12 protein-coding genes and 1 tRNA gene are annotated in these 19,765 nt (G+C 63.6%); 5 read left to right on the forward strand and 8 right to left on the reverse strand.

What is annotated here, in order from left to right:
* Positions 1-126 precede the first annotated feature (126 nt).
* Positions 127-672 carry a L,D-transpeptidase gene (locus CKO25_RS19340; RefSeq protein ID WP_200389597.1) on the reverse strand — a complete coding sequence of 182 codons (546 nt, stop codon included), beginning with the start codon at positions 670-672 and terminating at the stop codon, positions 127-129.
* A 107-nt stretch (positions 673-779) separates the two neighbouring features.
* Positions 780-2,354 (reverse strand): AmpG family muropeptide MFS transporter, encoded by a 1,575-nt coding sequence (locus CKO25_RS19345; protein WP_200389598.1) that lies wholly within the window; start codon positions 2,352-2,354, stop codon positions 780-782.
* A 422-nt stretch (positions 2,355-2,776) separates the two neighbouring features.
* On the opposite strand from CKO25_RS19345, the gene CKO25_RS19350 reads away from it, so the two are divergent.
* Positions 2,777-3,340 (forward strand): hypothetical protein, encoded by a 564-nt coding sequence (locus CKO25_RS19350; RefSeq protein WP_207162393.1) that lies wholly within the window; start codon positions 2,777-2,779, stop codon positions 3,338-3,340.
* A 102-nt stretch (positions 3,341-3,442) separates the two neighbouring features.
* Here the strand turns inward: CKO25_RS19350 and CKO25_RS19355 are convergent, their stop codons facing one another.
* The 4 genes from CKO25_RS19355 to recC form a co-directional block, all read right to left on the reverse strand.
* Positions 3,443-5,704 carry an NADP-dependent malic enzyme gene (locus CKO25_RS19355; RefSeq protein WP_200389600.1) on the reverse strand — a complete coding sequence of 754 codons (2,262 nt, stop codon included), beginning with the start codon at positions 5,702-5,704 and terminating at the stop codon, positions 3,443-3,445.
* 269 nt (positions 5,705-5,973) lie between these two features.
* The gene (gene recD / locus CKO25_RS19360; protein ID WP_242467761.1) at positions 5,974-8,112 is read right to left on the reverse strand and encodes an exodeoxyribonuclease V subunit alpha; all 2,139 of its coding nucleotides are present in this window, start codon (positions 8,110-8,112) and stop codon (positions 5,974-5,976) included.
* The gene (gene recB, locus CKO25_RS19365; RefSeq protein WP_200389601.1) at positions 8,112-12,173 is read right to left on the reverse strand and encodes an exodeoxyribonuclease V subunit beta; all 4,062 of its coding nucleotides are present in this window, start codon (positions 12,171-12,173) and stop codon (positions 8,112-8,114) included. Before recB ends, recD begins: the two co-directional genes overlap by 1 nt.
* A 26-nt stretch (positions 12,174-12,199) precedes the next feature.
* Positions 12,200-15,868, reverse strand: a complete 3,669-nt coding sequence (gene recC, locus CKO25_RS19370) for an exodeoxyribonuclease V subunit gamma (RefSeq protein ID WP_200389602.1) — start codon at positions 15,866-15,868, stop codon at positions 12,200-12,202.
* A gap of 420 nt (positions 15,869-16,288) precedes the next feature.
* Here recC and CKO25_RS19375 point away from each other — a divergent pair.
* Positions 16,289-16,365 (forward strand) — tRNA-Arg (locus CKO25_RS19375).
* A 196-nt stretch (positions 16,366-16,561) separates the two neighbouring features.
* Here the strand turns inward: CKO25_RS19375 and CKO25_RS19380 are convergent.
* Entirely contained in the window at positions 16,562-16,834 is a 273-nt protein-coding gene (locus tag CKO25_RS19380) for a ribbon-helix-helix domain-containing protein (protein WP_200389603.1), read from the reverse strand.
* A 58-nt stretch (positions 16,835-16,892) separates the two neighbouring features.
* Here CKO25_RS19380 and CKO25_RS19385 point away from each other — a divergent pair, with 58 nt between their 5' ends.
* On the forward strand, positions 16,893-17,132 hold the full coding sequence (locus CKO25_RS19385; RefSeq protein ID WP_200389604.1) for a hypothetical protein: 240 nt from the start codon (positions 16,893-16,895) through the stop codon (positions 17,130-17,132).
* Positions 17,107-17,622, forward strand: coding sequence for an Arm DNA-binding domain-containing protein (locus CKO25_RS19390; RefSeq protein ID WP_200389605.1), 516 nt, complete (start codon positions 17,107-17,109; stop codon positions 17,620-17,622). Before CKO25_RS19385 ends, CKO25_RS19390 begins: the two co-directional genes overlap by 26 nt.
* A gap of 42 nt (positions 17,623-17,664) precedes the next feature.
* On the opposite strand, the gene CKO25_RS19395 is transcribed toward CKO25_RS19390, so the two are convergent.
* Positions 17,665-18,834: a MerR family transcriptional regulator gene (locus CKO25_RS19395; protein ID WP_200389606.1), complete on the reverse strand. Its 1,170-nt coding sequence runs from the start codon at positions 18,832-18,834 to the stop codon at positions 17,665-17,667.
* Positions 18,835-19,113: 279 nt separating this feature from the next.
* Between CKO25_RS19395 and CKO25_RS19400 the strand changes: the two genes are divergently transcribed.
* Positions 19,114-19,765: serine hydrolase (locus CKO25_RS19400; protein WP_200389607.1), on the forward strand; the 652-nt coding region annotated here is incomplete at its 3' end.

Here is a 19,765-nt window from a genome sequence, read left to right on the forward strand (position 1 = left end):
GGCGTATGAGAATTTTCTTTGGTCATGTTCAATTCTCCGAAGTCAAAAGTGGCATTCGCATTATGATTGCCCATGCTATCGGAATTTTATGACATTAAATCAATAATTTAGTTCCTATACAGCCTCTTAATCGACCACCGAGATGGCATCTCCGAGTTGCAGACGCTCAAACAGGAAACGCGCATCCCGTTCCCCGACCCGCACACAACCATGCGAATCCGGATAGCCGGGCAGCCACCCCTCGTGGAGGAAATAGTGACCGGAGAACTGGATCGAGTAAGGCATCCAGGCGTTCCATCCCAGTTGATTGGTGTAGCGGTAGGACACCTTGTCTTGCTGTTTGCTGAGCACGGAAAACTCCCCTCGCGGGGTCGCGTGGCCCTCCTTGCCCGATGAAATGGGCCCGGTACGGACGATTTGATCGTTCTCCGTATAGACGAATTCTTGGCTCTCGAGATGGATCTTGAGCGCGCGTTGTTGCGGCGAGATGGCCGCCGCGACGTCTGCGGGAGGGGCGTTCGTCATGGGCACGCCGGGTCCCGCCGGGTCTGACACGATCGCGGGTCGCGTGGGAGTCGGTGCGCAGTGGCTGAGCAAGAAGGCGAGTGCTAGGGCGGTGAGCGCCGGTTGCCAAGCCGGCCGCCGCGACGGCTGTCTGTTCAGGTGTGACATGGCCTCGGTCCTCCCAAGAGGATGGTCGGTCTCGGTGCGCGCCTCCGATGCGTCCTCGTCAGCTGTCTGGCGAACAGAGTGTCGGTGTTGGTGACCTGTGCTGAGTCCTATGCGGTGGCCACGGCCGGTTGGACGCGATCCTCGATCGTCAGACTGCGCCCGGCCAGCCAGACGAGCAGCACAACGGGCACTCCGATGAGTGCCGTGAACACGAAGAATCCAGGATAGCCGATGCTATCGACGATCGAGCCTGAGTAGCCACCGAGCACCTTGGGCAAGAGGGTCATGAGCGAACTGAAAATCGCGTATTGGACCGCGGTGAAGGAGACGCTGGTCAGGCTTGAGAGAAAGGCAATGAAGGCGGCACTGGCCAGGCCGGCGGCCAGATTGTCGGCGGCGACCGCAATGTACAGCCAGGTCAGATCGGGTCCGACCATGGCGAGGACGACGAAGATCAGATTGGTCGCGGCGGCCAGAATGGCGCCGAGCATGAGAATCCGCATCACCCCGTAACGGGTCGCCATCAACCCACCGATGATGCCGCCGAGAATGCTGATGATGACGCCGAACGTCTTCACGGCGGTCGCGATCTGGGGCTTGGAAAAGCCGATATCCTGATAGAAGACGTTGGAGATGACGCCCAGCACGATGTCGGAAATCCGATACAGCCCGATCAAGGCGAGGATCAACAGCGCCGTCTTCAAGCCATAACGGTCGAAGAAGTCCAGGGCCGGTTCGATCCAGGTCTCGCGGGCCATCACGGCGTTCACCGCGCCGGCGGCAACCAAGAGCCAGCCGGTCACGACCGCGGCCGCGACGGCGAGTGCAAAGTGCAGCGTCTCCAAAAGAAATCCGGTGAAAGGGCCGCCGCCCGCCCACGCCTTGAGCGCATGGAAGGTCTCGCTGGAGACAAAGAATCCGCCTGCGAAGGCACTGGCGGACACCACAAAGACAGCGACCAGGCGCAAATAGTCGCCCGCTCCATACACGTGCTTGTCGTGGCGTTGAGTGACCGGCTCGCTAATCAAGAAGGTGGTCACCACCCCCACCAGCATGGTGGAGGCCATGATCAAGTAGGTCCGTTGCCACGCCTCGAAACTGTATTGCCCGGCCTCGGAGCCAAAGAATGCGGCGAGATAGAGTGCGCCGGCACCGGCGACGACCATGCCGATGCGGTAGCCGGCGATGTAAGTCGAGGACATCAGGCCCTGCAGACGGGGTGCCGCTGACTCGATTCGGAAGGCGTCGATCACGATATCCTGTGTTGCCGAGGAGAACCCTAGGAGCACCGCGGCGATCGCCATGCGGGTCAGATGCCCCGATCCGTGCGCCGGATCGACCAGCGCCATGGCGGCGATGGCGCCGATGATGGCGAGTTGCGAGACCAAGAGCCAAGCGCGCCGACGGCCGAGCCACCGCGTCAAGTACGGAAGCGGTAACTTGTCGATCAGGGGCGCCCAAACGAACTTGAAGGAATATCCGAGCGCGGCCCAACTGAAGAAGGTGACGGCCTGGCGCTCGATCCCGGCTTCACGCAACCAGAGTGACAGGGAGGAAAAGATCAGCAGCAGCGGAATCCCGGCCGAGAAACCGAGAAAAAGCATTGTGAGGACTTTCGGATTGGCCAGTTCCCGCGTGGTCTCGGCCCAACCTCGGGTTTTGCCTGGATCGTTTGAATTCATAAGGGATGTGGCCTGATCAATCGGTGGGGCAAGTGGCTGGCTGCCCGGTGACGCGCGCAGGGCCGAGAGGGATTGAGGATAACGATCGCCTGGCGTTGCCTCAAGTTCGCGGCGCGCGCAACGGCCCGGGGTTCTCCCGCGCATGTCGGTGTTTGCTCGGACCGCGCCCGGAGATTGTCCCTGACGGCGCGCGTCAGACGTACTACCATGTCGGTTGTGCGGATAAAGGTGTCTCGAACCTTAGGGACCCTTCCGTCTAAGATGTGCCCGGGATCAGCCGGGTTGCGCGCGTCGTGCGTGGTAGGGGGCCGATTCGCTCGCGCGATTCGACCCAATACCGAACGGATTGCGTATCATGAATCCGAGTACCCTTCATATGACCGCCGGTCCATTACGCTAACCAGGAGGAGATCTAAAAGGTGATGAACAGCAACCAACCGAGTTTGACTCAACCCGATAAAAGCCTGCGCAGCCGTCTCTTCCGGACGTTGCTCATGGACTCACCCTACCTGCTGATCTTCATCGCAGTCATCATGGGGATTGCGTTCACCGACATGCGAATGGAGTTCGCGCTCCTATACTGGGAGATTCTGATCCCGATCTTCGCGTTCTTTGCGCTGGTGATCGGTTGGAGTGGTGTCGCCGAGGATGCGAAGGCGCGCAGTGCCTTTTTGATCCGGACTCTGCTGCATTGGGGGGCCCTGTTCGTGGTCGTTCAAATCCTCTACCTGGAACAGTTGAAAGATGTCCTGAACGCGGAATTGACGGGGATCGAGATCATCTTTTTGCTGGGGTTGACGGCCTTCTTGTCAGGGGTTCATGGCAACCCTCGGATGTCGGTGATCGGTGTCTTCCTGGTCGCGAGCGGCATCGTGATTGCGTTTCTCGATGACGCCGCCCTCCTCATGTCCGTCGTTGCCGTGTTCACCGTGGCCGGCATGCTCCTGTGGCAGAAATTCATGGCTCGTCGGTCGAGCGCAGCCTGACGGTACCTGGTTCGCGGCGCGTTGCACCGCGATCCTCAGGGTGCGAGCAGGACCATCGTGGTGGTGCGCGTGATCGCCGTGACGCGCCCACCACGCCGTCCGTTATTCCGCCTGAACCGCCGCGAGGGCGGTCATGTTGAGCAGACCTCGCACCGACGTACTCGGGGTGACGATGTGGACCGCATAGTCGGTCCCGAGCAGCATGGGTCCAAAGGTCCCTCCTTCATTGACGGTGCGCAGTAGGTTGAAAGCGATGTTCGCGGCATCCTGATTGGGCATGATCAGGAGGTTGGCGCGCCCGGTCAGCTTCGAGTCCGGAAAGCGCGCCTCCCGCACCGCGGCATTCAGCGCAAGGTTGGCATGCATCTCACCCTCGATTTCGAGATTGGGGGCGATCCGTCGCAAGATCTGCATCGCCTCCTGCATCTTGCGCGCGGAGGGTGAGTCATGGCTCCCGAAGTTTGAGTGTGAGAGCAGCGCGACCTTGGGGCGCAGTCCGAAACGCTGGACCTCAGCGGCACACAGGGAGGTGATCTCGACGAGGTCCTCGGCGCTCGGTTCCGCCTGCACATAGGTATCGGCAATGAACAATGGGCCGGCCGGAAGCACGATCGCGTTCATGGCCGTGAGGTGGCGTATCCCGGATGCCGTTCCGATCACCTCCTCCACATGCTTGAGATGGCGGGCGTAACGACCGACCACACCGCAGATCATGGCGTCCGCATCACCACAGCGGACCATGCTCGCGGCCAGAACGGTGGGGTCATTGCGGATGTATTCGCGCGCCTCATCGGGGGCGTAGCCGTGCCGCTTCACCCGTTCATAGAAGGTCGTCCAATGGGCCTCGAAGTTGGCATTTTCGCAAGGAACGATCAGATCGAAGTCGCGGTCCGGGCGGATACTGAGTCCGAGTTCCTGAATCCGATGTCCAATCACCTCGGGGCGACCGATCAGCATCGGACGCGCGATGCCTTCTAGCACGGCCTGCTGCGCGACTTGCAGTACGCGCTCCTCCTCGCCCTCGGCATAGACCACGCGCTTGGGTGCCGCGCGCGCCTGATCGAACACCGGCTTCATGGTCATGCCGGTGCGATAGGCGCGCAGATGCATGGCATTGCGATAGGCCTCGAGGTCCGCGATCGGTCGCGTGGCGACGCCGCTCTCCATGGCGGCTTGCGCGACGGCGGGCGCGAGATGCTCCATTAAGCGGCGGTCGAACGGCTTGGGAATCAGATACTCTGGGCCGAAACACAACTGGTCGCCGCCATAGGCGGCGCGCACGATATCCGAGGGTTCGGCCATGGCGAGATCGGCGATTGCCCGCACACAGGCGATCTTCATGGCTTCGTTGATCTCGGTGGCGCCACAGTCGAGCGCCCCTCGGAAAATGAACGGAAAACAGAGGACGTTATTCACCTGATTGGGAAAATCAGAGCGTCCCGTGGCGATGATCGCGTCTGGTCTGGCCGCCCGTGCAAGATCGGGCATGATCTCGGGAACCGGGTTCGCCAGCGCCATGATGATCGGCGCATCCGCCATCTTCGCCAGCCATTCGGGTTTCAAGATCCCTGCCGCCGAGAGTCCCAGAAAGATGTCGGCGCCCTCGATTGCCTCGGCGAGCGTGCGGGCCTCGGTCTCGATGGCGTAGCGCTCCTTGTAGGGATCCATCTCCTCGGCGCGACCGCGATACACGACACCGGCGATGTCGGTTAAGGTCACATGCTCCTTCGCAAGCCCCATGCTGACCAACAGATCGACGCAGGCCAGCGCCGCGGCGCCCGCTCCCGCCGTGACCAGCCGGACCTTGCTCAGATCCTTGCCGATGACCCTGAGACCATTGAAGATGGCCGCGGACACCACGATCGCCGTGCCGTGCTGATCGTCGTGGAAGACCGGGATGCTCATGCGCTCCTTGAGCGCGCGCTCGATGATGAAGCAATCCGGGGCCTTGATGTCCTCGAGATTAATGCCGCCGAAACTGGGCTCGAGACGGGCGACGGTCTCGATGAAACGCTCGGGATCGCGCTCCTCGATCTCGATATCGAAGACGTCGATGTCGGCGAATTGTTTGAAGAGAACCGCCTTGCCTTCCATCACCGGTTTCGAGGCGAGCCCGCCGATCGCCCCCAGCCCGAGGACCGCTGTGCCATTGGTGATGACCGCGACCAGATTGCTGCGCGCGGTATAGAGCGAGGCGGTGAGTGGATCGCGTTCGATCTCGCGACAGGCCGCTGCGACGCCAGGGGAGTAGGCCAGCGCCAGGTCGCGCTGATTGCCCATCGGCTTGGTGGCCTTGATCTCCAATTTTCCCGGCTTGGGGTAGCGGTGATAATCCAGCGCGCTTTGATCGAATGAGTCCGACATCAGTGTCTCCGATGGGTGTGGTGCAGCGGTTTCGGTTGCCCGATGCGCTCGGCATGCCCGGAAGCGGGCGTCAGATCCCGGTCATTATGCTGCGGCGCAAAAGATCGCTGCAAAACTTTTGCACCCCCCGGCTGTCGAGTGGCGGGGGACGATCGCCCCGGTCGTCCCCTTTGTGCACAATCACTGTGGTTGGTGCTGTGGAGAAGCTGTGCGAGGAGCCGCCAAGCCCGTGACAGCGTTTGGGATTCAGGGGGCTGGTCGAAAACTGATCAGGCGCGCGTGAGTTCGTGCAGACCGCTCACCCGTTGCACCTGTCGTGAGAGGGCCTCCGCGAGGACGGCCTCGTCTGGATACAGTAGGGTGAACGCCGACTTGGCCCGGGTGATGGCGGTGTAGAGCAGTTCGCGCGTGAGCACCGGATTCGGTTGGTCCGGGAGGATCAAGGCCGTGTGCGTGAATTCAGAGCCTTGAGACTTGTGCACGGTGAGGGCGAAGACGGTCTCGACGTGCTGCAGTCGACTCGGGCGGATCCAACGGACGCCGCCGGCCGTGCTTGGAAAGGCCACACGCAGCAGCGGTTGCGCGCCAGCATCCGCGCCGGCACGCGCGAGGGTGATACCCATGTCCCCATTCATCAGATTCAGACCATAATCATTGCGCGTTACCAGGACCGGACGACCGGCGAACCAGGTCCGCGTTGCAGCAGCCAGACCGGGTGGTGCGAGTGGCGGCGGGTCGAGCAGCCCCGCGCCTTGTAACCAGGTGATGATGCGTGCATTCAGTCCCTCCACGCCCCAGGGTCCCTGGCGCAGTGGAGTCAAGAGTTGAAAGGCCTGCTGGGCCTTGAGAATGCGTCTGGCCCAGTCATCGACCTGGGCTTGATCCGCGTCGGCTCGCGGGGCCTGATCGCGCATCAACCGCAAGATGCTCTCGGGCGCGTCATAGGCGGCGTGGATCAGCTGGGCGAAGCGCGCATCATCCGCACTCACCAGCCGGATCGCGCGAATGGTGCCGAGCCGCTGATCCGGTGCCGCTTGATCGCGTGCGAAGAGTCGCTGTACGGTGGTAAGTCGTTGAGCGGAATCGATGGTGGGCGTCGCATCGTTCACCGAGGCCGCGAGCGCGCCAATGCCGCCGTCCTGGCTGAAGCGATAGCTCTTGCGCAACATCACGATCGACTGATCGAGTGCACGGCCCGCGTCATCGATCAGAGCGCTCGGGATGCGCTCGCCACTGGCCCGTTCTAGCCATTGTGCCAGCGCGGGCCGATAGTGTGCCCGCGCGGCGCGTTGGCATAGATCTCCAAGGACCGCTCCGGCCTCCACCGAACTGAGCTGATCCTTATCACCGAGCAAGATCAAGCGTGCCTCGGGGTGCAGCGCCTCGAGCAGGCGGGCCATCATGTCGATATCGACCATGGACGCCTCGTCGACGACCAGGATGTCGGCGGCGAGCGGATTGGCGAGATGATGACGGAAGCGGCGACTGTTCGGGATGGTACCGAGCAAGCGGTGCAAGGTCTTGACCTGCGTTGGGATCCGCCCGGTGAGGCCGAGCGCCGCGCCGATCTCCTGAACCTGCTCGGTCATGGACTCATTCAGCCGTGCTGCCGCCTTGCCGGTTGGTGCCGCCAGCGCGATGCGCAGCGCTGTGCCCCCCCGGTCCATCGCGAGGGCCTGCAGCAAGGCCAGCAGTCGCACCACGGTGGTGGTCTTCCCGGTCCCCGGCCCCCCCGTGATGATGAAGAAGGCGCTGCGTGCGGCCAGGGCACAGGCGATGCGCTGCCAGTTTGGTGCGTCTGTGGTCCCCGCCGCTGGCGCTGGGAAGAGACGTTCGAGCTGGGCGCGCAGGGCGGTCTCGTCAACGCTTAGGGTGCGTTCGAGTCGCAGCGCGAGACCGGCTCGGATGCGATTCTCGTCCTGCCAATAGCGACGTAGATACAGGAGTGGACGTTCCGGGAAGCCGGCCAAGACCAGTGGTGACACCCCGTCATCGTCGTTGCGTCCGAGTTGGTCCGAGACCGCCGAACTCGCCGCGAGTCGGCTCACCCAGTCCTCCAGACGCAGCCCACTCAGCATCCTGGTGAGTTCTTCCTGTACCCAGGTGGTGAGTCTCTGATCGTCGCGGGCATGACCCAAGCGTGTGTGGGGTTCCTCCAGGACACCCCGCAGATCCAGGCAGACATGACCGTGACCGTTGCGTTCGCTGACGAGGGCGACCGCGAGCAGCACGAGGGGATCGATTTCAGCGCCTTGATCAGCGATGAAGCGGGCTAGGGCGAGATCGAGCGGGCGCAGGGCGCCGGCGTTGACCCAGCGCTCGAGCAGGGTCAGCACTGTCCTGACCGGAGCCTCCGGGGGGAGCGACGACAAGGGCATGAACAGGGATCCGGGGCTGGTCTGCGGCATCAGATGGCCTCCGAGTGGGCACGCGCGCCCGCGAACAACTGATCGAGTGCCTCGATCAGCGCGCGTGAGGGACGATCGGCGAAGAGGCCTTGGCTTGCTGCCGCACCGCCGCGCAGGAAGACATAGAGGGCCCCACCGACATGGCGGTCGTAGTCGTATCCCGGCAGGCGCGCACGCAATTGTCGATGCAGGGCGAGCAGATAGAGGGCGTATTGTAAATCGTAGCGGTGATGCAGGATGGTCGCGCGCATGGCCGCGGGCGTGTAGGCCTGATCGTCGGGACCGAGCCAATTGGATTTCCAGTCGAGCACGTAGTAGCGCCCATCATGCTCGAACACCAGGTCGATGAAGCCCTTCAACAGACCGTTGATCTGATCGGAGCGCAGATCCGGGCGCGGCGCGCCCGCCAGACAATGGCGCTGGACGAGCCGGTCGAGTCGGCGGGTCTCGAGTGCGTGGGCCTCGATCCAGAACTCCATCTCGACTTGGATCTGTTCGGGTTGCAGATCCCGCAAGGCCAAGCTCGGTGTCGCGGCAGGCACATCGGCTGGCGCGGGGAGGAGCCAGCGGCGTTCCAGGAGCTCGCCGAGCCAGCACCCGAGTGGTTCGACCCAGTCGCTGAGCCCCCGCAGTGCGCAGCGCTGGGTGAGCATCGCGCGGCGCAGGGATGCCGAGGCCGCGGTGGCAGCGAAACCCTGCTGAAGCCGGCCCTGGTCATCCTGGTGTTGTTGGACGGCGGCCCACTCTAGGATGCCGTGCAGGAAGGTGCCATAGCGGCTGCCGCGCGGCAGTGCGTGCAGCGAACAGAGGGCGGGGGCGCTCGACGCCACGCTTTGGCCCTGCTCCAGGGAGGTGTCGGCATCCCGCTTGAGATCGAACTGGGGATCGAGCTGGGGATCCCGCCATGAGGCCGGCATCAGTGGCGCGGCCAGGGTTTCCTCGAGCGCCGTCTCCTGGGCGGCCGTGTCGGCGGTGGCGCCTCCGCGCGTCTCCGACATCGCGCCGTCGGGTGCGGTGACCGCCCCACGGCGCAGGGCAGAGTAACTGGCGATCCACCAGGGACGAAATGGTGCATGGGAGGGCGTGCGCGCGTCCGCGAGGACAGCTTGTACCGTCTGCGCGAGGGACTCGGGGGTACGCGCGGGCGCGGGGGCGATGACCAGGTCCGCGCTGTCGCCACAGAGCTCCTCCAGGGCCGCCCAGAGGGCTTGCTGGTCCTGGATCTCCGCGCCCCCGGTGAGCACATGACCGATCGCGGACTTGTGGAGTTGGGGTGCGCTGGTGTTCCCGCTTTTCAGGGGTGCGATCCCGAGCCAGACGGCATGACGGGCGCGGGTGACGGCCACGTAGAGCAAGCGCATCTCTTCACTCAGGCGCTCATCATCGGCCAGATCCCAGGCGCTCGCAAAGAGCTTGCGCCCCGCGATTTCCAGATAGCGTGTCGGTCGCCCCGCCGGATTCAGCGCGCCCGCACCCGGCGGACGATAGGATACCTGGGACGTACGGCCATCGATCGCTCGCCATCCACAGATGAACGGGAGCAACACCAAGGGATATTCCAGTCCCTTCGACTTGTGGATGGTCACGACCTGGATCAGCTCGGCATCGCTCTCGAGCCGCACCACGAACTCCTCACCCTGAACCTCGAGGTGTTCGGCGAGCTGGCGGATCAAGGCCTGCTCGCCCGGATGCACCGCCGCCGCCTGCTGCAACCACTCGGCGAGATGCAGTAGGTTGGTCAACACCCGCTCACCCTGCGCGCGTGCCAACAGCCGCCCCGGCAGATCCTGATCGTGCAGGAGTTGGTGGAGCATGGCGATCACGCCGCGCTGTCGCCAAATGCGCTGATAGCCGGCGAAGCATTCCAACTGTGCCTCCCAGGCCTGCTCGTCGCGCTGCATCTGGGCGAGTCGCTCCAAGGGGACGCCCAGGGTGTTGGTGCCCAAGGCCGCACGCACCAGATCCTCATCCTGAGGCATGGCGCAGGCACGCAGCCAATGGATCAGATCCTGTGCTTCCGCGGACTGGAAGACCGAGTCACGGTCGGACAGATAGACGCTATTGATGCGTCGTGCCATGAGCGCTTGGCGCATCACCGCCGCTTCGGTGCCGGTGCGCACCAGAATCGCGATATCACGGGGCCGCAGTGGCGTGAAGCCGGAGGGCGACTGGAAGCCAGTGGTCCCGCGGCGTGCTTGCGACAGCCAACGGCGAATCTCGGAGGCGGCGCGCGCGGCCATCTCCTGGCGATACGCATCGGGCGAGAGCACGCCGGTCTCGCTTTCGAGCTGCCAGAGCGTCATGGCCGCCGCCCGCGTCCCCGCGATCATAAGGTCCGTGTCGCGGCCATGCGCCGTCACCGCGATGTAGGGAATCGGGTTGTCCAGTTCCAAACCCGGCTCCAGGTCCGGGTTCGGCTCCGTGCGGAACCGGAAGGCGCCCCGCGGATGCGTCTCGGCATGATTGAAGAAGCGGTTGCAGGCGCTGACCATGGCTTGCGTGGAACGGTAGTTGGTCGCGAGCGTGTCATGACGTCCGCTGGTCGCGCGACGCGCGGCCAGATAGGTCTGAAGATCAGCACCCCGGAAGCCGTAGATCGCCTGTTTGGGGTCGCCGATCATCACGAACGCGGTGTTCTGGTCATCGGCCTGGACCGCATAGATGGCATCGAAGATACCAAACTGGACGGGATCGGTATCTTGGAATTCGTCGATGAGGGCAACCGGAAATTGACGCCGGATGGTCGCGGCAAGCTGAGTGGCCGCGGCGCGCGCGCTGGGATCGCGTGCACTCGCATCAGACAGGTTCAGGGCGGCATCGAGGTCACGCAGCAGCTCATCGAAGCCCATCTCGGCGCGCTGGAGCAGCCGGCGTGGCAACTCGCGCGCGACCCAGGATGCGGCATGCGCCAGCACAGCGGCCTCCAGTGACGGCTCGGGTGGCGGCGGCGCTGCCGGAGCAGGTTCTAGCTGTTTAGCCTGCCACCGTGCGATAGCGGCAAAGGCGGGATGTGCGGGCGCCGCCTGCATTGGGGCCTTCGCCTTGAAGGCAAAGGCGTCCTGGGCGAAGTTCTTCAGTCGGCCCGGTGCCGGAGCGCCGTCGGCCCAAGCCGCGATCTCGGCGAGGAGCCGGGTGAAGTCCTCTACCCTGGTACTGGCGTGTTGGGCACCTTTGAGATGGGGGCGTAGCTCAAGCAAGAGGCTTTCCAGGGCCGCCTGATCGGCTGTCCACTGCTCCCGCGCGGCCTGCTGCAGGCGGTTCTGTTCGGCGGTGAGGCGGGCAGCGCTGTCGGCACTGGCGGTGGCCTGCGTCTGCCAGCGACGATGGGCGTCCAAGGGTTCGGAAAGACTCTCGCAGGACAGTGGATCGCCTTTGAAGCAGAAGCGCGCGTCGCGTCGACTGAGCCAGACCTCAAGACGGTTACGCAGGTACTCGGGGGAGGTGATGACCTGACTCAAGAAGCGCGCATCATCAGCGTCGAGCGGATAGCAATGCACTCGCCAATAGTCCCGCAGGATCTCCGCAATCAGGTCGCTCTGGTCAGTGACCAAGGCGCGCTCGAACAGTCCACGGGTGGCGAAGGTGTGTTCCTGGAGCATCCGCTGACACCACCCATGGATGGTCGTGATCATGGCCTCGTCCATCCACTCGGCCGCTTGACGCAGCCGCTGCGCACACATGGGCCAGTCTGCCGGTGGATAGTCCGCGCGCAAGGTCAGCAGCGGATCGGATGAACACCTCGCCGCCTGGATTGGTGCCGCGCTCGAGCGCTCATCGGCCGTCTCAGCCGGCGCTTCCGCGAACAGCGCCGCGGCCTCCACCAAGCGCGTGCGGATGCGCTCACGCAGTTCCTGGGTCGCCGCCACGGTGAAGGTGACAACGAGGATTTCGGGCGGAGTCAAGGGACGGTGGAAGGCGCGCTCGGCTCCACCATGCGCGAGCACCAGACGGATATAGAGCAGCGCGAGTGTGTAGGTCTTGCCGGTGCCGGCGCTGGCCTCGATCAGACGCGAGCCGCGCAACGGAAAGGTCAAGGGGTTCAAGGTCTGCGACGGTTGCATCTGGGACTCTCCAGGGCGTCCTTAGGTCAGAGCGAGGGCGGCGAATTGAGATGTTCGAAGAGCGGTCGATACAACCGATCGATTAAGGTCATGAATCGCGGATCAGCACGCAAGTGCTCATAACTGGGCCAGAAACGTCGATACCCCGGATGGTCGTCACACTCGGCACGGCTGCTGGCTGCATCGCGCCTGTCCTGGCCCTCGTAGGTGCGCGCTGGATCGGCCTTCTTGTTGCCTGCTTCGGCCTCGAGGACGGCGAATCCGGTCTCACAGGCGAACGGCAGCAGCGCGGTGAGTCCTTCCACCGAGGCGTCCATGATCACACTGAGCAAGGCGACGGCCTGTGCGCGCTCCAGGGGTTCGAGGCGAACCGTCCCGCCTGGTCCGATCAGGCAACTCGTGCAGAACCCCTCGATTTGCGCGGCCAGGTGGTATGGCCAGTGCGAGACCACTTGGGTCCAACGAACTCGATCATCCTTGATCAGCGTGCTGGGCTGGAGTCGCACGACGAGGTGTTGGCCCGCGCCATTCGTCCGGAGTCGGCTGAGACGATCTTCCAACCGCAAGGTGTTGGTCTCAAGTCGGATGTCACGCGTGGGCAGCGGCACGGGATAGGCGGCGAGCGCCCGGAGATACTCCTCCAAGGGCGTCTCCAACTGCTCGCGCAAGGTTTCGCGATAAGGGGTATCGAAGGGGGAGAGCGGCAGGTGACCCGCGCGCCCGAGGCGCGTGCTGATCCGTTGCAAGGCCGCGCGCCAGTCCAACTCGGGTGTGGCGGCCAACTGCTGCTCGAGTGTGCTGATGGCCGCGTCCCGCAAGCTCCAGCCGCCGAGCGCATCGACCGTGAAGGGTTCCTCGTCGAGATTCGGTTCGCGCTCCGCTGCGAGGTACAGCGCGAGCCGTTCGGTGTAGAAGCGGCGCACGGGATGGCGCAGGAAGCGACTGAGTGCGGCGAGCTCGATCGGTCCCTCGATGGTGGGTGGGTCCAAGCGCGGTGGTGATTCCACCAGGTCGCTGTCCGGGCGATGCATCGTCCGCCACTCGTGGGCATAGGTAAACAGGTGCGGCGCGCGGTTGGGTGCGAAATAACGCGCGCTGAAGGGTTGCAGTGGATGCACGATGGTGAGTGCCTCGACCAAGGCTCGGCCACGATCGTCAGTGGCCGTGGGGTCGGAGGGCGTCGGCCAGGTTGCATGCTGCCAGCCCGCGGCGAGATGGTCGCGCAACTGACCGACGAGCACCGAGGGTGGTCGCTCGCTGTTGTCCCGGACGCTGCGGCCGACCCAACTGATGGCGAACTTCTCGCGTGCCGAGAGCAGGGCCTCGAGGAACAGATAGCGGTCGTCCTCGCGACGCGAGCGGTCACCGGGGCGATAATCCTGGTCCATGAGATCGAAATCCGCTGAACGGTGACGGCGTGGGTAGTCCTCGTCGTTCATGCCCAGGAGCCAAATCTGGCGGAAGGGGATCGCGCGCATCGGGATCAGCGTGGCAAAGTTGACTGCTCCGGCGAGAAAACGCTGACTCAGGGCGGGCTCATCGATCCCCGCCAGGAGGGACTCGCGCACCACCTCCAAGGGCAACGCCTCCAGCTCGCTCCCCCCGCGCGCGCAATCATCGAGCCATTGCTCGAGCCGGTCGCGGAGTTGGCCGAGGATGAGTTCATCGGCATCGTCAGTTGCACGGAAGAAATCATCGAGCAGTTCCGCGATCAGGTTGGCCCAGTCCGGCGGGGTGCGGGGCGTGCTCAGCACGCGCAGGGTCCGGGCGAGGGCGCTCAGCAACTGCATCAAGGGGCCAATCAGGGTGGCCTCCAAGCCACCCATCTCGGCAAAGGGCTCCACCTCCCGCCACGGGCCGCTGTCACCGGTGGCGAACCCAAGCAGCATGCGCTGCAGCCCAAACTGCCAGGTGTTCTGCTCCAAGCCAGGCGGCAGACCCAATCCCGCGCGCTGCGCACCGTCCAGGCCCCAGCGGATGTTGGTGCCCGCGATCCATCGTCGCAGCACCGGGAGGGCGCTCTCGTCGAGGTCGAAGCGGGCACGCAGCGCCGCGGTCTCGAGCAGATCCAGCAGCTCACTGACCGAGAGCCGCGCCTGTGGTAGGTGGAGCAATTGCTCGAGCGCGACCAGCACGGGCTGGCGCTGGCGTTGGCCCTGATCGGCGAGGTGGTAGGGGATGCGGCGCGGATCCCCGGGCGGGACGCGAGCAAAGACCGCCTCGATGTGCGGGGCGTACGCCATGATGTCCGGGACCATCACCAGGACATCGCGTGGCGGCAGCGGTTGGCCGGCCTGATCGGCCTCGGCAAAGGCCGCAAGCAATTGATCATGCAGGATCTCGACCTCGCGCTGCGGACTATGAGCCACCATGAACTCGATGCTGCGGTCGCGCTCGGGATCGATTCGGTTCGCCCGCTCCCGCCGCTCCTCCAGCGTGCGCAGGGCCAGGATATCGTCTTGCAACTGCGCGAGTAGACTCTGCTCGCCAGGGCTCTCGAACAGATCGATCGAGAGGTCCTGGTCGGTGAAATGTGACTCATACCTGGCCCGCTCGTCGAACTCATCGAGGAGTCGAATGTAGTCCCGCCCCAATTTCCCCCAGGCCGCGAGCAGTGGATGACCATGCAGGTGGAGCAGGTCGGATGCCGCGGGGGCGGAGGTGGGTGCCGACGGGTCATCCGCGGCGAGTGCGCGTCCATCCGCCGGAGCGACCACGGCGGTGGCTGCGGCCGGCACCGCCCGCGCCGCCATGCGTCGATAGGTCTGGCGAAAGAGCTCGCGCCCCTCGACGAGATCCCCCCAATAGTGCTGGCTAGGGTTGTGTACGAAGAGCATCACCTGCGAGACCGCGGCGATTGCCCCGAGGACGTCCATGGTTTGACGGGGTAGGGAGGAGAGGCCGAAGACGATCACCCGTCGCGGGAGTCCCCGTGGACGCTGTGCGGTGCGTCGCCATTCCGCTTGCGCGAGAAACCGCTGGTGGATCTCGGCACGACTCAGCTCGGTCACTGCACCGACAGGCTGGTCAGTGTCCCCGTTCGACGCGATCGCCGCGCTGGCGAGATCCTGTTTGATCCGCCGCCACAGCAAGGGCTGCCAACGCTGGTCATCGGGGACGGCGATCCGGGTGCCATCCACACGGAGCAACTGATCCTCACCGTGCTGCCAGTCGGTGAGCCAGTCGGCGCGGTAGACCTGATATTGATCATAGAGATCCGCCAGGCGCTGAGCGAGTTGGTAGCGGCGGCGGGCATCCCCGTCGGTTGCAAGAAAGCCCCGCAAGGGCGCGAGCCAGGTCGCTTCGTTCTGGGCTTGCGCGAGCCCATCGAGATCGCCCAGGAGGCGATGGAGGCGCCAACTCAGCGGCGCGCGATCGTAGGCAGAGCGCTCGGGCAGGTCGCCGAGCACCGTGCGGTAGGCCCGCCACTGGAAACGCCCGGGTAACATCAGATCCACCGCCGCGGCGATCCCGCAGCCGCCGTCGAAATCCTCCCGCGGAGGGGCTGCGAGCGCAAGCTTCAGCCACTGGCCAATGCCGTTGCTCTGCACCAGGACCACCTCGTTTTCGAGCGGTCCCAGCGGATGGCGACGCAGCCAACCGACGAGCAGACCACGGAGTGACTCCAAACGGTTGCCCTGGATCAGCATGAACCCCGTTGGCCAGTGATTCTCGGGATCGTTGTGCCTGTCCATAGGGCCCTCCTGCCCGCAATCAGCTTCATGAGTTGGCGCACGCGGACCTGCGTTCATGGACTGGCGCACCAGATCCGCGGCACTTGTTCGCGATTCCTGTCGCTTCGCTCGGCGAGCGTGTGCGCTGGAACAACTGGGCCGGAACGCACCCGCTCCAAATCGTCATGGACGATCGAGTGAAACCACAGTAAGATGCGCCACTAAAGCAAATTGCGTCAACAGACCGAGCATTGTCGACGTCGCTGAGCCAAACGGACGTTTCCGCCAAGCTGATTCAGGATCCGCCCTGATTGACGTTGGTCACTCAGATGTCCGCGTTGAGACCTACCCCCTGGTCGCAGTGCAGATCGGACAACCCCGCGAAAGCTCGGTATCAAGGCCTCGAAGAGTCCTGACGCTAGAAATCAGAAATAGGTCACAGCGCCCGTAGCTCAGTTGGATAGAGTACAGCCCTCCGAAGGCTGGGGTCAGAGGTTCAAGTCCTCTCGGGCGCGCCAAATACTTGAAAATACAAATAGTTAGATCAAGTCGATAGTCGCTGGCGTCCCTCTCCTCTGCCACGACACTGCCGCCCAGAAATCTGTTCGATGGCCCCGGTCCTGATTCCTAGCATCAGGTACCCACTGAAGCCCTATTTTCGCCGTGGCCCGCCTGTGGCCCGTCTTGGCCCAAGCGTTAACCGGTTGTCTAAAGCTATCCTTTTTTCTGAGTCCTAGCTTCGGGCCCATCCTCGTGCGCACCACCATCGCACACCTTCACTCCGAGATACGCCTCTAATGCGAGGCGTACGACGTCCGATCGGCTCGGGATACCCGCATCCGAGTCCCGCAGCGCGATTCGTCTCTCATCGATTGCCGCAACTAGGTCGTCCGACAAACGGACGTTGATCTGCTGTCGACCCACCTCGCACCTCTCATTCCTAGTCCCTAAGATCGTGAAAAATTGTCTACCAAGTAGACTTGACATCTACACCTGAGCATGTATCTTTGTCTGCGTGTCTACCAGCTAGACAGAAGCAATACAGATGTCGAGTGAATACCTTACCACCGAAGAGCTGGCAGCCCGCATCAAGTACGACGTCCGTACGATCCGCGATCGGCTCAAGGATTCGGTTCTGCTGGAAGGGATCCACTACATCCGCCCGTTCGGCGGACGCAAGATCCTCTACCTCTGGGATGCCATTGAAAAGGACATGGTGGCTCAGTCTCGGGAGAACGGCGCGATGGTGCCAATGGCGAATGGCAGCGTTTGCCGCATCAACTGAGCCAGGCTTCGAGGAGGAACAACCGATGTCATCTATTCGTGTCAACCCGAGATCAAGGCAGCTGTTCTTCGATTTTCGCTACCGTGGAGAGCGCTGCCGGGAGTACACCAGCCTCCCCGACACGCCGGCCAACCGCAAGAAGCTCCAGAAGGTGCTCGACCGGATGGACCTGGAGATGGCCACTGGCACCTTTGAATATCGGCGCTACTTTCCAAGTAGTGCCATGGCTGCTCGCTTCGACACACCAGCGGTGCCGACCGCAGCGCCGTCGCGAGCGACGCCGCTGTTTCGCGACTTTGCCGAGATCTGGTTCGCTGAGCGCCAGATTGAGTGGCGTCAATCCTATCAGGAGACGGTGCGGATCAGCCTCGACAAACACCTATTGCCCGCGTTTGGGGCGACGCCGGTGGGGTCGATTGACAAAGTCGATTATCGACCAAAAATTCCTTTCGAGAACAGGCTAGATTTTTGGCCTCCGAAGCTATTTTGAATCCTGGCTAAAACTTCATCGACTTCTTCTCCAGCAAATCGGTCAGCGGCGCTCCAGCACGAACATCTCGTAACCGAACTGTCCGTCCCCTTCGTGATAGGCCCGCAACTCCCGGCGCAGGTCGTCGAGCACCCGCGTTCCCTTCATCCGTGCTTGCAGATCGCGCAGCCTCTCCTCGAGCGGGAGGTAGTAGGTGTCCAGTGCGGCCTGCCCCATGTCGAAATGTGCCAGGACCCTGTAGCCGCCCCGGGTGGCCTGCCGCAGCCGCTGCGCCACCGTGGTCATCGCGGGATATTCCGAGGTCCAGAACTCTCGCACGTCCACGCTCGGCTGCTCGGTGCGCCAGACCATATCGGAGAACACCAGCACACCGCCTTGGCGCAGCATCGACCGCCAGGCCTCGAGCGCACGCTCCACGCCGATGATGTAGGCGCTGCCCTCCGCCCAGATCACATCGTAGGTCTGATCCGGCAGCGGCAGGTGTGCCATATCCGCACAGCAAGCATCGATGCGATCGGCGAAACCAGCTGACGCCGCACGACGGTGAAGACGCGCGAGCGCGTCTTCACCCGTGTCGATCGCCGTGATCCGCGCGCTGGTGTGCGCAGCCAGAACCAGCGTCGCCACACCGTTCCCGCATCCAATGTCGAGGATCCTCTCCGGTTGAAATGGCAGGACCGCCAGTGCTTGCACAGTCGTCCGCGGCGACCCGGGTCCCCAATAGTCCAGTCCGGAGAATATCTCGAGAAACGCCTTCATGTAGTTGTCGTGGTCGTTCATGTCTTTCGACAGCAGAGCGACGCACGTGGCGTCCTCGCTAGTGAATCCCTGTGTCATCAGCCAGTCTCGGTGCAGGTCGGGGGCCAGGCGCTCGACCTCCTCGTGCCATGCCTTCAGGCTGTCCCTGCCGAGAAGCGCGGTGAGCAAGGCGCGCGATCGGTTTTTTGTCTCGATCTCCGCCTCGAGCGTCCGCAGCCGCCTGGCCAGTCCATCTCGGTCGATCTTGCCGTCGAGGCAAGCCTGACATTCCTTCAGGCTCAGCCCTCCAGCCTGCAGTCGCTGCAATAACAGCAAGCGCTGACGGTCCGCATCGCAGTAGACCCTATAGCCGTTCTGCTGGCGCTGACCCTGCAGCAGGCCGAGCTTCTCGTAGTACAGCAGCGCCGTGCGCGAAAGCCCTACTTGTTTTGCCAACTCCGAAATCTTGAACATGTGTGCGTCCTCACCCTCACCGTATCATGGCGATCCACCAGATCTTAGGGTGTGAAGCTATAGACGGGTCAAGACGATTCCTGATGAGCGATTCCTTCGCAAGCCGCGTTTCGTGTTTGGCCGCGAACGGCAACGCACGACCGCGATGAGCAAGCGCAGCAGCAAGTTGGCCCTGTCGAAGCGCCGGTTGAATCGGTGAGCGAAGGCAGCCGAGCGTGCGCGGACCCAGCGCCGCAGGCAAGATGCTCTGCATTGAACAAGAACTCGGGAGGTGGGCCGATGACTCTCGCAAGATGGGTGCTGCGCATCACGCTTTGGGGCTTGGGTGGCCTGCTGGTGCTTGGGCTGGCCGGTGTCCTCTGGCTGCGGCAGAGCCCGTACTGGGCCGGATTCACCCTGTTCGCCGCGGCCCATCGGGTCGAGAACTTCCGTGCCATGGACCGGATCTTCCCAACTCGTCCGATTCCGCGTGAGGGCAGCGTCTGGGCCTTCGATGTCGACCCGCGCCCCTTGCCCGCCACCTACCGCTACGACGGCGCCGAGCGCGCGCTCGCGGCCTTTCTCGATCGCACGGTGACGACCGGGTTAATCGTTGTTCACCGTGGCGCGATCACCCATGAGACCTATCACCTGGGCGCCGACGAGACCTCGCCCTTCACCTCCTGGTCGATGGCGAAGTCAGTCGTGTCGGCATTGATCGGCATCGCCGTGGAGGAAGGCCGAATCGCATCCACCCGCGACCCGATCGGTACCTACGTACCGGCGTTGGTCGACTCGGCGTATGGCGAGGTGCCGATCGAGGATGCGCTCACCATGTCTTCGGGCGTGGCCTTCGACGAGGGCTACGACCACCCGTTCTCGGACATCAACATGGTGTTCATCCGCGCGATGGCGCTGCGCGAGCCGGTGGAGCAGACACTGGCGCGCCTCA

It is taken from the genome of Thiocapsa imhoffii (genome assembly GCF_016583985.1).
Taxonomy (GTDB): domain Bacteria; phylum Pseudomonadota; class Gammaproteobacteria; order Chromatiales; family Chromatiaceae; genus Thiocapsa; species Thiocapsa imhoffii.

What these genes read in the sequence shown, in the direction of transcription:
- CKO25_RS19345 (WP_200389598.1), bottom strand. Translation starts at nt 2,354, where the DNA reads ATGAATTCAAACGATCCAGGCAAAACCCGAGGTTGGGCCGAGACCACG.
- CKO25_RS19350 (WP_207162393.1), top strand. Translation starts at nt 2,777, where the DNA reads ATGAACAGCAACCAACCGAGTTTGACTCAACCCGATAAAAGCCTGCGC.
- CKO25_RS19380 (WP_200389603.1), bottom strand. Translation starts at nt 16,834, where the DNA reads ATGTCAAGTCTACTTGGTAGACAATTTTTCACGATCTTAGGGACTAGG.
- CKO25_RS19340 (WP_200389597.1), bottom strand. Translation starts at nt 672, where the DNA reads ATGTCACACCTGAACAGACAGCCGTCGCGGCGGCCGGCTTGGCAACCG.
- CKO25_RS19355 (WP_200389600.1), bottom strand. Translation starts at nt 5,704, where the DNA reads ATGTCGGACTCATTCGATCAAAGCGCGCTGGATTATCACCGCTACCCC.
- recD (WP_242467761.1), bottom strand. Translation starts at nt 8,112, where the DNA reads ATGCCGCAGACCAGCCCCGGATCCCTGTTCATGCCCTTGTCGTCGCTC.
- CKO25_RS19395 (WP_200389606.1), bottom strand. Translation starts at nt 18,834, where the DNA reads ATGTTCAAGATTTCGGAGTTGGCAAAACAAGTAGGGCTTTCGCGCACG.
- recC (WP_200389602.1), bottom strand. Translation starts at nt 15,868, where the DNA reads ATGGACAGGCACAACGATCCCGAGAATCACTGGCCAACGGGGTTCATG.
- CKO25_RS19385 (WP_200389604.1), top strand. Translation starts at nt 16,893, where the DNA reads ATGTCGAGTGAATACCTTACCACCGAAGAGCTGGCAGCCCGCATCAAG.
- recB (WP_200389601.1), bottom strand. Translation starts at nt 12,173, where the DNA reads ATGCAACCGTCGCAGACCTTGAACCCCTTGACCTTTCCGTTGCGCGGC.
- CKO25_RS19390 (WP_200389605.1), top strand. Translation starts at nt 17,107, where the DNA reads ATGGCAGCGTTTGCCGCATCAACTGAGCCAGGCTTCGAGGAGGAACAA.